Below are 12813 nucleotides of genomic sequence, written 5' to 3' on the forward strand. Positions count from 1 at the left end.
CCGCGCAGGTTGGTGCAAGAGACAGGTACGAAGTGCGTACCGAATAATCTCACCAATCAATACCTCTGGGATCTTGATTGTGGTCGTCAGCAGCCAGATACGCCAGTGCGAAAACGCAAAGGAATGAACCCAAATGCAACGAGTTGTGTAAATTATCGGTTACTGTTACAGATAGGCTGAAGGTAAAAAAAAACCTGCGCATCTGCGCAGGCTGGTGTAATTCTAGTGATCAACCCGAAAGTTGATTTCACCTATCAATACCTCTGGGATCTCAACTCTAGCAATCTGCTCAGTTCCCTCACCAGCGAACAATCGCAACAGCACATCGCAAAGTGTAAGCAAAAATTAGCATTTTCTATTTTCTGTCTTACTTCGCTCGTGTGCGCTCACATTTGCGACGTTCTGACGGGCAATCTGCTTGAACAGCCAGCCATTTTCCGTAACACTGACGGAATGTAAGCGTTTACCCACAACAGGTACTATCATGGCGACCATAAAGGATGTAGCCCGACTAGCAGGTGTATCAGTCGCCACCGTTTCTCGAGTGATTAATGATTCCCCTAAAGCCAGCGAAGCATCGCGCCTGGCTGTAACGAGTGCAATGGAATCTCTCAGCTACCACCCCAACGCCAATGCGCGTGCGCTGGCACAACAATCCACAGAGACCATCGGTCTGGTCGTTGGTGATGTGTCCGATCCATTCTTTGGGGCAATGGTTAAAGCTGTCGAGCAGGTGGCCTATAACACCGGTAATTTTTTACTGATTGGCAACGGCTACCATAACGAACAGAAGGAACGACAGGCGATTGAACAGCTCATTCGCCACCGCTGCGCAGCCCTTGTTGTCCACGCAAAAATCATCCCGGATGCTGAGCTGGCATCACTAATGAAGCAAATCCCCGGCATGGTATTAATTAACCGAATTCTGCCAGGATTCGAACAACGCTGCGTTGCCCTTGATGACCGTTTCGGCGCATGGCTGGCGACCCGCCACCTCATTCAACAGGGCCATACGCGCATTGGCTATCTGTGCTCCAATCACACAATCTCAGATGCGGAAGATCGTCTGCAAGGCTATTACGACGCGCTGGCAGAGAGCAATATACCGGTCAGCGATCGCCTGGTAACGTTTGGTGAACCGGATGAAAGCGGCGGTGAACAGGCGATGACCGAGTTACTTGGTCGTGGCAAAAACTTCACTGCGGTAGCCTGCTACAACGACTCAATGGCGGCTGGTGCCATGGGCGTATTAAATGATAACGGCATTGATGTACCGGGAGAAATCTCGCTGATTGGTTTTGATGATGTGCTGGTTTCCCGCTACGTGCGCCCGCGTCTGACCACGGTACGCTATCCGATCGTGACGATGGCAACCCAGGCTGCCGAACTGGCGCTCGCGCTGGCGGAGAAGCGCCCCGTGCCTGAAATTACCCACGTTTTTAACCCAACTCTGGTGCGTCGCCACTCCGTTTCGACGCTGACAGAGCCGGGGAATTCATCGTCAAACGATTAACCAGGATAGCGTTATGACTACGATGTTGGACGTTTCACGACACGCAGGCGTCTCAAAAGCGACCGTTTCGCGCGTACTGAATGGCACGGGTCAGGTAAAAGAGAGCACGCGCCAGAAAGTGTTTAAGGCCATGCAGGCACTTGATTATCGGCCTAATTTTTTAGCGCGATCTTTGGCAAACCGCACCAGCAACAGTATTGGTCTGGTGGTTTCTACATTTGATGGATTCTACTTTGGCCGGCTGCTGCAACAGGCTTCACGCCAGACGGAATCTCACGGCAAGCAGTTGATCGTCACCGACGGACACGACACACCAGAGCGTGAACAGGAAGCCGTGCAAATGCTGGCGGACAGGCAGTGCGACGCCATTATTCTCTATACCCGCTATATGAATGAAAAAGAGATAATGTCGCTGATGAACAGCATCGCTATGCCCTTGCTGGTCATCAACCGTGATGTCAGCCAGGCCCGCGATCGCGCGATTTTCTTTGAACAGGAAGACGCGGCCTATCAGGCGGTCAATTATCTTATCTCCCAGGGCCATAGCGATATTGCTTGTATCACTGTGCCAGGCCATACCCCGACCGGTAAATCCCGCCTGATGGGGTATCGTAAAGCGCTGGAAAAAAACGGTATTCCCTGGGATCCCGACAAGGTCAAATACGGCGACTCCACGATGACACGAGGCTATGAAGCCTGTCGTGAACTGCTGGAGGAAGGGGTGAAATTCAGCGCACTGTTCGCCTGTAACGATGACATGGCATTGGGCGCATCAAAAGCGTTACATCAGGCCGGGCTGAGGATCCCAACGGACGTCTCACTGTTTGGTTTTGATGATGCACCCAGCGCCAAATGGCTGGAGCCGGGGCTGTCTACCGTTTACCTGCCGATTGATACCATGATAACCACGGCAATCGACCAGGCTATCCGGCTGGCCAACGGCGAGAGCGTCGAGCCAATCCCACCGTTTACCGGCAAACTGGTACTACGTGACTCAGTAACGCTCGGGCCGTATTTTAAGTAATTAAATGCCGGATGGCGGCACAAGTGCCTTATCCGGCCAACAGCGCCCACAGTTAATTTCGTAGGCCGGATAAACGTAGCGCCATCCGGCATTTCACCACGCTGTAATCAGATTAATTCCAGCGCTAACAGCTCATCAATGGTCTGGCGACGGCGAATCAGCCGCGCCACGCCGTTATCGAACAAAACCTCCGGCAGCAGAGGACGGCTATTGTAGTTTGACGACATAGACGCGCCGTACGCCCCGGTATCATGCAAGACCAGATAATCACCCGGCACCACCGCAGGCAACAGACGGGTTTCCACATTTCCGCCCTCCTGCTGGGTAAACACGTCGCCAGATTCGCACAGCGGCCCGGCCACCACGGTTTCCCGTTGCGGGGCGTGTTCCAGAGACCGACCATCCCCAGCCAGCGCGGAGATATGGTGATAGCTGCCGTACATCGCCGGGCGCATCAGATCGTTGAAGCCCGCATCGATCAGCACAAAGTGACGGCTACCCATCTCTTTTACGCTGCGTACCTGTGCTACCAGCACGCCGGCTTCCGCGACCAGAAAACGACCCGGCTCTATCTCAAGCGCGACCGGGTGCCCCAGGTATTTAGCAATCTGCTCACGCGCAGCGTTCCACAATCCAAAGTAGTGATCGGTATCGATCGCCTCTTCACCTTCGCGATACGGGATTGATAAACCGCCGCCCGCAGAGATCGCCTCCAGATCCTGATCAAATTCAATCACCTGACGCACCATCGCACCGCACACCTGCTCCAGATGCGCGTAGTCCACACCGGAGCCAATATGCATATGAATCCCCACCAGCTTCAGCTTGTAGCGCTGAATCACCTCCAGCGCCGCGGGAAGATCGCTATACCAGATCCCGTGCTTGCTGTTTTCGCCGCCGGTATTGGTTTTCTGACTGTGCCCATGCCCAAAGCCAGGGTTTACGCGTAGCCACACGCGATGGCCCGGCGAGACCTGACCCAGTTGTTCCAGCATATCCACCGACCCGGCATTTACCGGAATGCGCAATTCATGCACCCGCGCAAGCGTCGCCTCATCAATCATATCGGCGGTAAAGACGATTTCATCTTTCCCCGGTACAAAACCTGCCGCTAGTGCACGTTCAATTTCGCCCAGCGAGACGGAATCCACCTTCACGCCCTGCTCGCGCATCAGGCGCAGAATATGAATATTCGAGCATGCCTTCTGGGCAAAACGCACCACGTCAAACTGGCTCAGTTTGGCAATCTGCGCGCGGATAATCTGCGCATCATAGACCCACACCGGGCAGCCGAATTCGGCAGGCAGGCGCAGCAGGTTGTCGGCGGTCAGGTCAGTGTCTGTGTTGTTGAGTGGGCGTGGCATGGTGTGCTCCGGTATTGGCTTTTTTATGATTACGCCACAGCCCGAAAAGAATGAAAAATATCGTTTTATCGTGAGTCTATGCAAAAATGATATGGATTGGTTCATTCGAGGATTGCCCATGCCCGCCGTTAACCTGCGACACATCGAAATTTTTCACGCCATCATGACGGCAGGCAATCTGACGGAAGCCGCGCGCATGCTACATACCTCGCAGCCCACCGTCAGTCGGGAACTGGCCCGATTCGAGAAAGTACTGGGATTAACGCTGTTTGAACGCACGCGTGGCCGGCTGCACCCAACCGTGCAAGGGTTACGTCTGTTTGAAGAGGTGCAACGTTCGTGGTATGGCCTGGACAGAATTGTGAGCGCCGCCGAAAGCCTGCGCGAGTTTCGCCAGGGCGAATTGTCGATTGTTTGCCTGCCGGTATTCTCACAGTCCTTTTTACCACCACTGCTGCAGCCATTCCTCGCACGCTATCCGCAGGTCAATATTCAGATAGTGCCGCAGGAGTCACCGCTGCTGGAAGAGTGGCTGTCGGCGCAGCGCCACGATCTGGGGTTAACGGAAACGCTGCATACGCCAGCCGGAACAAAACGCACCGAATTGCTGGCGCTGGATGAAGTGTGTGTGCTGCCCCAGGGGCATCCGCTGACTAAGAAAGCGGTGTTAACGCCGCAGGATTTTCAGGGGGAAAACTACATCAGCCTGTCACGGACCGACAGTTACCGTCAGCTACTGGATAGCCTGTTTAATGAGCACCAGGTGAAGCGCCGTATGGTGATTGAAACCCATAGCGCCGCTTCAATTTGTGCAATGGTGCGGGCAGGCGTGGGGATCTCGGTGGTAAACCCACTGACCGCGCTGGATTACGCCAGTAGCGGGGTCGTTATCCGCCGCTTCAGTATTTCGGTACCCTTTACGGTCAGCCTGATTCACCCACTTCATCGCCCCGCCTCGGCGCTGGTTGATGCTTTTACGGCGCATCTGCAGGACCATCTACCAAGTCTTATTGACCCGCTGGAGGCTATTTTGCATCCACAACCGAAAGCATAAATGCCACCGCATCTTGCGCATGGATTGCCGCGGTGTCGAAAACCGGTAGTGGGCTTCGCTCGGTGGGAACCAGCAGACCAATCTCGGTACAGCCAAATATCACCCCTTGCGCCCCCTGTTTCGCTAACTGGTTAATGACGCTCAGGTAATAGTCGCGGGAGGACTCGCTGAATTCACCGAGACACAGCTCATCGAAAATAATTTGGTTTATTTTCTGACGGTCATCAGCTTCAGGAATCAGCGTGCTAATGCCAAATTCAGTCTGTAAACGCCCGCGATAAAAATCCTGCTCCATGGTGTAACGCGTGCCCAGTAGCGCCACATTGCGCATCTGCTGCTTTTGTATCGCCCGCCCCGTCGCGTCGGCAATATGCAGGAACGGCACATCACAGGCGCTTTCAATCGCCTCAGCAACCTTGTGCATGGTGTTGGTACACAGCACAATCCCTTCCGCACCCGCCTGCTGTAACCCCAGCGCCGCCTGCGCCAGAATATCGCCTGCTTTATCCCACTCACCGCGACTCTGGCACAACTCAATCTCATGAAAATCCACGCTGTGCAGCAGGATCTGCGCTGAATGCAGGCCGCCCAGGCGCTGTTTTACCCCTTCATTAATGAGTCGATAATAAGGAATGGTAGATTCCCAGCTCATACCGCCTAACAGACCGATCGTTTTCATCATTTCCCCTGACTCGTTGTTGTCTCTCCAGTGAACCAAAGATGTGATCAACTTTCCACATATGTTGGCGTGCATTTCTTTTTTTAATTTTCTGATATAGGTTTAATGAAACATTGTTTTAATTAATCACAGGAAGGCCGGATGTTTATTTTTCATAAAGAGACCACGCTTGACGATCTGGGCAATGGCGTTACCCGGCGCATTCTTGCTCACGACGGTAACATGATGGCGGTTGAGGTGAACTTCGAGCAAGGCGCGATAGGCCCGATGCACAATCATCCGCACGAGCAGCTGACTTACGTGTTGTCCGGTGAGTTTGAATTTACCATCGGCGAAGAAAAGCATGTCGTTAGGGCGGGCGATACCCTGTATAAACAACCCAACATTATGCATGGCTGCGTCTGTTTAAAACCGGGAACGCTGCTGGATACCTTTACGCCCATACGCGAAGATTTTCTACACGGGTAAAGCGCTAAATAAAAAAGCCGGGTATCGCTTACCCGGCTTACATGAGACGTCATCCGACACTCCGTCTCAACATTTACACCCCAATATCTCTTAACTTCTCACCTGCCATCAGCTTACGTTCGATATGCTCAAGCGTGACGTTTTTGGTTTCTGGAATCAGCCAGAACGTAATACCGATAAACACGACGTTCAGCGCAGTATATAGCCAGAACGTACCAGCAGCGCCAATGCTATCGAGCAGCGTCAGGAACGTTGCACCAATGATCATGTTCGACACCCAGTTGGTGGTGGTGGAGCAGGTAATACCAAAATCACGGCATTTCAGCGGCTGAATTTCCGAACACAGGATCCACACCACCGGCGCGGCGCTCATCGCATAGCCTGCAATACACATCATCGTCATGCCAACTGACAGCCAGGATAGTCCACTGGAAGCCGTGCCGTTATCAAACTGCATCAGGCAATATCCGAGCACCAGCGTCCCGATGGCCATTACGCTGAAACCAATTTTCAGCGCCGGTTTACGTCCTGCTTTGTCGACCGTGAAGACGGCAATAAAGGTAGCGAACATAAACGTTAAGCCAACCACCAGCGTGGCAATCATCTGCTGCTCTGTGGTGGTAAAACCCGCCATTTTGAAAATGCGCGGCGCGTAATACATGATGATGTTCATCCCGGTGAACTGCTGCATCGCCTGCAGTAACATCCCAAGAAAAACTGCGCGGCGCACGTTACGGTTAATTTTAAACAGCGCCCAACCACCCTGCTTCAGCTTCAAGCTTTCACGGATTTCGTTCAGCTCATCGCGGGCCTTTTCTGAGGTATCACGCAGCATGCGCAATACTTCTTCAGCTTCAATGTGGCGACCTTTTTCCGCCAGCCAGCGCGGGCTGTTGGGCAGGAACACAACCAGAATAATCAGCAATACAGCCGGAAGCGCCAGCACGCCCAGCATAGCGCGCCAGTTACCGCTGTAGCTGAACGCGGTATCAGACAAAAAGGCCAGAACGATGCCCAACGTCACCATCAGCTGATACATACTGATCATCTTGCCACGCACGTTTTCGCTTGCCATTTCAGAGAGATAGAGCGGTGCGGTGTAAGAGGCGATCCCCACCGCAACGCCCAGTACCACGCGGGCAAAAATGAGCATTTCTACGCTGGAGGCAAACGCCGAGCCCAGAGATCCGACGACGAAAAGGATCGCCCCCGCCATCAGACTGTATTTACGTCCCAGGCGGAATGACAGCCAACCGTTAAACAGCGCACCAATTGCCGCGCCCAGCATCATGCTGCTGACCACCCACTCCTGCAGGCGGCTGGTCAACACAAAGTGATCGGTGATGAAAGGCAACGCCCCGGCAATCACACCAATGTCCAGGCCGAATAACAACCCTGCGACAGCCGCAGAGATAGAAACAAACATATTCATACGTCGCGTATCGCGCACTGGGCGCGGTGCTAAAGCAGCATCATTATTTATTGAGACCATTTTTTCCTGCCAGATACAGAGTAACCATGCCATTGAAAGTAAGGGATCCCTTGCAGGAAGCGTCAGGCGGGAAACGGCAAAAACATGGATTAAATAGCTACACCACATCGTTATGTGATGGATATTCCAATTTTAAAATTTACCGACAATCACTCAATTAAATTTAATTAATTGATATTAAAGAATATTAAAAACAATAAATTGATACGCATGAAATTTAATATGGAATAATTTATAACCACAATATGGATTTTAATGATTCAAAAGTAAAAAAAACCCTGCCATTTAGCAGGGTTTGTTGGCTCTGGAAAGCAATTAACGCGCCAGCCAGCCGCCGTCTACCGCAACGGTATAGCCGTTGATATAGTCAGATGCGCTGGACGCCAGGAACACGACAGGCCCCATCAGGTCGCTCGGCAGACCCCAACGCCCCGCCGGAATACGATCGAGGATTTCTGCGCTACGCTGCTCATCAGCACGCAGCTGTTGAGTGTTATTCGTCGCCATGTAACCCGGTGCAATCGCGTTGACGTTGATGTTATGTTTTGCCCACTCGTTCGCCATCAGACGGGTAACACCCATTACGCCGCTTTTAGACGCGGTGTAAGACGGCACGCGGATCCCGCCCTGGAAGGAAAGCATAGAGGCGATGTTGATAATTTTACCGCCGTTACCCTGGGCGATAAAGTGCTTCGCCGCGGCCTGAGACATAAAGAACACGCTCTTAATGTTCAGGTTCATCACGTCATCCCAGTCTTTTTCGCTGAAGTCGATCGCATCGTCACGACGGATAAGACCCGCGTTGTTGACCAGAATATCGATATGGCCGAATTCTGCCACTGCGCGCTCCAGCAGCGCCGGAATACCGTCGATTTGACGCAGATCGGCGGTCAGGCTTAAAAAACGGCGGCCCAGTGCGGTCACACGTTCGATGGTTTCTGTCGGTTCAACAATGTTGATACCGACGATATCGCAGCCCGCTTCCGCCAGGCCCAGCGCCATACCCTGACCCAGACCGGTGTCACAACCGGTCACAACGGCGACTTTACCTTCAAGAGAGAATGCATTCAAAATCATTGTAAATCCTTAATTTTTTATAATGCCCGCCGCAGCAGGCACGGCTGTCGCCCGCAACTAGCGCAGATCTTTTACTGCAACATGGTCCATATCATCAAAGACCTGGTTTTCGCCGACCATGCCCCAAATGAACGTATACGCTTTTGTGCCGACACCGGAGTGAATAGACCAGCTTGGAGAAATCACCGCCTGCTCGTTGTGCATCACAATATGACGCGTTTCCTGAGGCTGCCCCATCATGTGGAAGACGCAGGTATCTTCTTCCATATTGAAGTAGAAATAGACTTCCATACGACGTTCATGGGTATGACACGGCATGGTGTTCCACAGGTTACCCGGTGCCAGTTCAGTCAGACCCATGCTCAACTGGCAGGTTTCCAGAACATCCGGCACAAAGTATTTGTTGATGGTACGACGGTTACTGGTGAGGTTATCGCCCAGCGTCACTGGCGCAACGTCTGCAGGCGTGACTTTCTTAGTTGGGTAAGTCGTGTGGGCCGGCGCGCAGTTGTAGTAAAACTTCGCCGGTTTTGTCGTATCAATACTGGCGAATACCACTTCTTTTGCCCCTTTTCCGACGTACAGCGCGTCGCGATGGCCAATTTCATAGCACTGGCCGTCAACGGTAATCGTGCCCGGGCCGCCGATATTGATCACACCCAGCTCACGACGTTCGAGGAAATAGGTTACGCCCAGCTGTTTGCCGACTTCGCCACCCACAGAGACGGTTTTGGCCACTGGCATAATGCCGCCAACAATGATGCGGTCGATGTGGCTGTAGACCATGGTGTATTCATCTGCGACAAACACTTCTTCGACCAAAAACTCATTACGCAGCCCCTGAGTGTCCAGGGTTTTCGCATGCGCACTATGGATGCTTTGTCTTACGTCCACATTTACCTCCAGTGATAAATTGACCGTGAATGCTTAAACGAATAGCAAAACGCTGTTCCGTTTTATCTTATGCACTCATGATATTCCTCCCTGAATGTGTTTTCAATTATAAATAAAACGATGTTTCACTTTTTTTCGCATCTTATTATCAAAAGTGTAAGTGCGATCACGCTAGCGCGTATGAATAGCGAAATGGACCTTAATAAAATGATTGAATAACAATACGATAAATTTATTTATTCATTAGGGGCGGGGATAAAAAATGGAAAATTCAGGCGAGATGATCAGTCGAAAAGACACCTTTTCTAACAAAGTGCGCAGTTAATCACATGAAATGAAACAATGTTTTGATAAGTTAACTGTGTTTAGAGTGTATGTTTCTGTAACTGGCCTTGCCCTCCTGCTGGAGGGCTTTTTTACAGGTGCAGTGAAAACACGTAGAAAGGCGTTTAAGACGGTAAATGTAAGATCGTTAATCTCGTTCGATAGCGAGCGCCACACCCTGACCACCACCGATACACAGCGTTGCCAGGCCCTTATGCGCCCGACGCTTCACCATTTCATGCACCAGCGAAACCAGAATTCGGCAGCCAGATGCGCCAATCGGGTGACCGAGCGCAATGGCTCCGCCGTTAACATTCACCCGCCGTTCATCCCACTCCAGCATTTTCCCAACGGATAATGCCTGCGCGGCGAAGGCCTCATTAGCTTCGATAAGATCAACATCAGCCAGTTGCCAGCCCACACGCTCAAGGCAGCGGCGCGTCGCATACACTGGCGCAATCCCCATGAGCGCAGGGTCGACCCCCACGCTGGCAAAGGCGCGAATACGGGCCAGTACAGGTAAGTTCAACTCTTGCGCCTTGGCCTCGCTCATCATCATCACCGCAGCGGCGCCGTCATTGATGGATGACGCGTTACCTGCCGTTACCGAACCGAGCCTGTCAAAGGTAGGATCCAGACGCGCCAGCCCTTCGGCGCTGGCATCGGTACGCGGCTGCTCGTCGGTATCCACCACCAATGATTGCCCATTACGCTGTGTTACCACCGGCACGATTTCATCTTTAAAGCGTCCAGCATCAATTGCCATCCGCGCTTTGTGCTGCGAGTGCAGCGCGTAGGCATCCTGTAATTCGCGGCTAATGCCGTATTCTCGCGCCAGGTTTTCCGCAGTAACGCCCATGTGATAATCGTTGAATGCATCCCACAGACCGTCATGTACCAGGCTGTCGACCAGTTGGCTGTTCCCCAGCTGTGCGCCGGTGCGGCTATCGGTAAGGACATGCGGGGCACGGCTCATATTCTCTTGCCCGCCCGCAATCACAATGTCGGCTTCGCCGCACTGAATAGCCTGGGTCGCCAGATGCAGCGCTTTCAGGCCCGAACCGCAGACATCGTTAATGGTGATGGCGGAAACGGTATTGGGTAGCCCACCATTGATGGCAGACTGACGCGCCGGGTTCTGTCCGGCGCCTGCGGTAAGCACCTGACCGAGGATCACTTCATCCACAGCATGAACGTCCACGCCCGTGCGTTCCAGCAACGCCCTGACCACCATGCTGCCTAATTCAACGGCAGAGTGGCGCGCCAGCGTCCCCTGGAAGCAGCCAATCGGTGTCCGTAACGCCCCGACTATCACAACCTCTTTCATCACCACCTCAGCGCAAAATAACACCGCAATAGTAGATGATTGTTAAAAATAGTTATCAAGGTTGTTTAAGAATGGTGATTTTTATCACAAAGGAAATTCGTATCATTTATTGGTCATCTGAACGCCACTCTGCTGTAAATGGTCGCGCAGCCAACTTCCCGCCACGCCAGGCGGTGATTTCTTATTCCACAACAGATCGATAGAGATAGCCTTTGGCCAGCCGGGCAGCTTTAATTGAACCAATGGTTTTTCTGCCGCAAACTCCTCCACCAGCGCACACGGGAGCGCGCACCAGCCGAATCCCTGAACAGCCATACTTAGCAATAACAGGTAGTTAGGAGCCGACCAGACGGGACCGCGCGCCACGTTAGTCCCGCTTTCCAGATAGGTATTCAAACGCAGCTCGCGCCAGGTGTGTAGCTGCTCCCACTGCAGTTTTTCTTGAGCCGCCAACGGATGCGATGCCGCCACGTATAATCCCATCCAGGTTTGCATCGGCAGACGCGTAACGCCCATGTCGGTCGGGTAATCCTCCCGCGCTTCGATCAACCCCACCTGAGCACGTCCTTTTTGCAGCAGATCGATCACGTCCTCGTCTTCGCCAATCAGACATTCAAACTCGGTATGGGGAAACTTGCGATCAAACTGCACCATCAACTCTTCCAGCACATCCGGATGCAGCGTGTCTGACAACACGAAGGTCAGACGCGCTTCCGTTTCACCCGACAGTGAAATCGCCGCTTCATCAAGTCGTTCGCTGGCCGTCAGAATCGCCTGCACATAACCCAGCACCCGCTTACCTTCTTCGGTCAGCGTTGGCTGGCGTGATGAACGGTCAAACAGCGCAAAACCAAGGTCGGCTTCCAGATGCGCAATGGCCGTACTGATAGTGGACTGGCTTTTACGCAGCCGACGAGCCGCAGCAGAAAATGAGCCGCAGGAAACGGTCTCTACAAATGCCGTTAACGCTTCAGGAGAGTAACGCATGAACTATCTACTTTATCGATGGGTACTATCTTTTAGATATCACATTAAACGATAAAATTGCCACCATTCCGTTATCCGGGCATCAAAGAAGGTTTTAGGTTATGCAACACGATACAGTCCAACGCCGCTCGTTAGTAGAGCGTATTTTTCATGCCGTCTGCTTTGAAGGCATTGCCACCGCTGTTCTCGCACCAACCACCGCATGGTTGATGCAGCGCTCGGTGCTGGAAATGGGCGGACTGACCATTCTTCTCGCCACTACAGCGATGATCTGGAATATCATTTATAACGCCCTGTTTGACCGTCTGTGGCCGTCGCACCTGGTAAAACGTACGGCGAAAGTGCGAGCATTTCACGCCTTAGGTTTTGAGAGTGGTTTTATTGTGATTGGGGTGAGCATCGTGGCGTATGTGCTGAACGTCAGCCTGTTTCAGGCATTCACGCTGGAAATAGGTTTCTTCCTGTTCTTCCTGCCGTATACCATGTTCTATAACTGGGCTTATGACACGTTACGCGAGCGTGTTATGAAGCGTCGCCAGCAGCGCGTTACTGCCTGATAATTAAAATAATAGTCGGAATTTTCTCGGTTCCGGCTATTCATCCATTCACC

Annotated in this window: 12 protein-coding genes; 5 read left to right on the plus strand and 7 right to left on the minus strand. The window is 52.5% G+C overall.

Translation table 11 applies throughout. From position 1 onward, the window contains the following. Positions 1–484: 484 nt before the first annotated feature. Together galR and SK34_RS07290 are read left to right on the plus strand one after the other, a co-directional pair. Complete coding sequence (gene galR, locus SK34_RS07285) at positions 485–1513, plus strand: HTH-type transcriptional regulator GalR (RefSeq protein ID WP_003033945.1); 1029 nt, start codon at positions 485–487, stop codon at positions 1511–1513. Between the two features lie 13 nt (positions 1514–1526). Further along, complete coding sequence (locus SK34_RS07290; protein WP_048232732.1) at positions 1527–2537, plus strand: LacI family DNA-binding transcriptional regulator; 1011 nt, start codon at positions 1527–1529, stop codon at positions 2535–2537. A 107-nt stretch (positions 2538–2644) separates the two neighbouring features. Here the strand turns inward: SK34_RS07290 and lysA are convergent, their stop codons facing one another. Beyond that, on the minus strand, positions 2645–3901 hold the full coding sequence (lysA, locus tag SK34_RS07295; protein ID WP_016150930.1) for a diaminopimelate decarboxylase: 1257 nt from the start codon (positions 3899–3901) through the stop codon (positions 2645–2647). A 118-nt stretch (positions 3902–4019) separates the two neighbouring features. Here lysA and SK34_RS07300 point away from each other — a divergent pair, with 118 nt between their 5' ends. Next, complete coding sequence (locus SK34_RS07300) at positions 4020–4955, plus strand: LysR family transcriptional regulator (RefSeq protein ID WP_044699798.1); 936 nt, start codon at positions 4020–4022, stop codon at positions 4953–4955. On the opposite strand, the gene SK34_RS07305 is transcribed toward SK34_RS07300, so the two are convergent. Next, complete coding sequence (locus SK34_RS07305) at positions 4927–5634, minus strand: aspartate/glutamate racemase (protein WP_003846449.1); 708 nt, start codon at positions 5632–5634, stop codon at positions 4927–4929. The two genes, SK34_RS07300 and SK34_RS07305, sit on opposite strands and share 29 nt — an antisense overlap. 141 nt (positions 5635–5775) lie before the next feature. Here SK34_RS07305 and SK34_RS07310 point away from each other — a divergent pair, with 141 nt between their 5' ends. Then, positions 5776–6102: a cupin domain-containing protein gene (locus SK34_RS07310; protein WP_003033932.1), complete on the plus strand. Its 327-nt coding sequence runs from the start codon at positions 5776–5778 to the stop codon at positions 6100–6102. Positions 6103–6175: 73 nt separating this feature from the next. Here the strand turns inward: SK34_RS07310 and araE are convergent, their stop codons facing one another. From araE to SK34_RS07335, 5 genes are all read right to left on the minus strand, one after another. After that, entirely contained in the window at positions 6176–7594 is a 1419-nt protein-coding gene (gene araE / locus SK34_RS07315) for an arabinose-proton symporter AraE (protein WP_003033926.1), read from the minus strand. Positions 7595–7909: 315 nt separating this feature from the next. After that, positions 7910–8671 (minus strand): 2-dehydro-3-deoxy-D-gluconate 5-dehydrogenase KduD, encoded by a 762-nt coding sequence (gene kduD, locus SK34_RS07320; RefSeq protein WP_003033923.1) that lies wholly within the window; start codon positions 8669–8671, stop codon positions 7910–7912. Between the two features lie 57 nt (positions 8672–8728). Then, entirely contained in the window at positions 8729–9565 is an 837-nt protein-coding gene (kduI, locus tag SK34_RS07325) for a 5-dehydro-4-deoxy-D-glucuronate isomerase (RefSeq protein WP_003840972.1), read from the minus strand. A 472-nt stretch (positions 9566–10037) separates the two neighbouring features. Next, positions 10038–11216, minus strand: a complete 1179-nt coding sequence (locus tag SK34_RS07330) for an acetyl-CoA C-acetyltransferase (protein ID WP_003033912.1) — start codon at positions 11214–11216, stop codon at positions 10038–10040. A 102-nt stretch (positions 11217–11318) separates the two neighbouring features. Beyond that, on the minus strand, positions 11319–12203 hold the full coding sequence (locus SK34_RS07335; protein WP_003033908.1) for a LysR family transcriptional regulator: 885 nt from the start codon (positions 12201–12203) through the stop codon (positions 11319–11321). Positions 12204–12304: 101 nt separating this feature from the next. On the opposite strand from SK34_RS07335, the gene SK34_RS07340 reads away from it, so the two are divergent. Then, positions 12305–12760 carry a multidrug/biocide efflux PACE transporter gene (locus tag SK34_RS07340; RefSeq protein ID WP_003840976.1) on the plus strand — a complete coding sequence of 152 codons (456 nt, stop codon included), beginning with the start codon at positions 12305–12307 and terminating at the stop codon, positions 12758–12760. Positions 12761–12813 lie beyond the last annotated feature (53 nt).

Source organism: Citrobacter sp. MGH104 (assembly GCF_001034485.1).
GTDB classification, from domain to species: domain Bacteria; phylum Pseudomonadota; class Gammaproteobacteria; order Enterobacterales; family Enterobacteriaceae; genus Citrobacter; species Citrobacter freundii.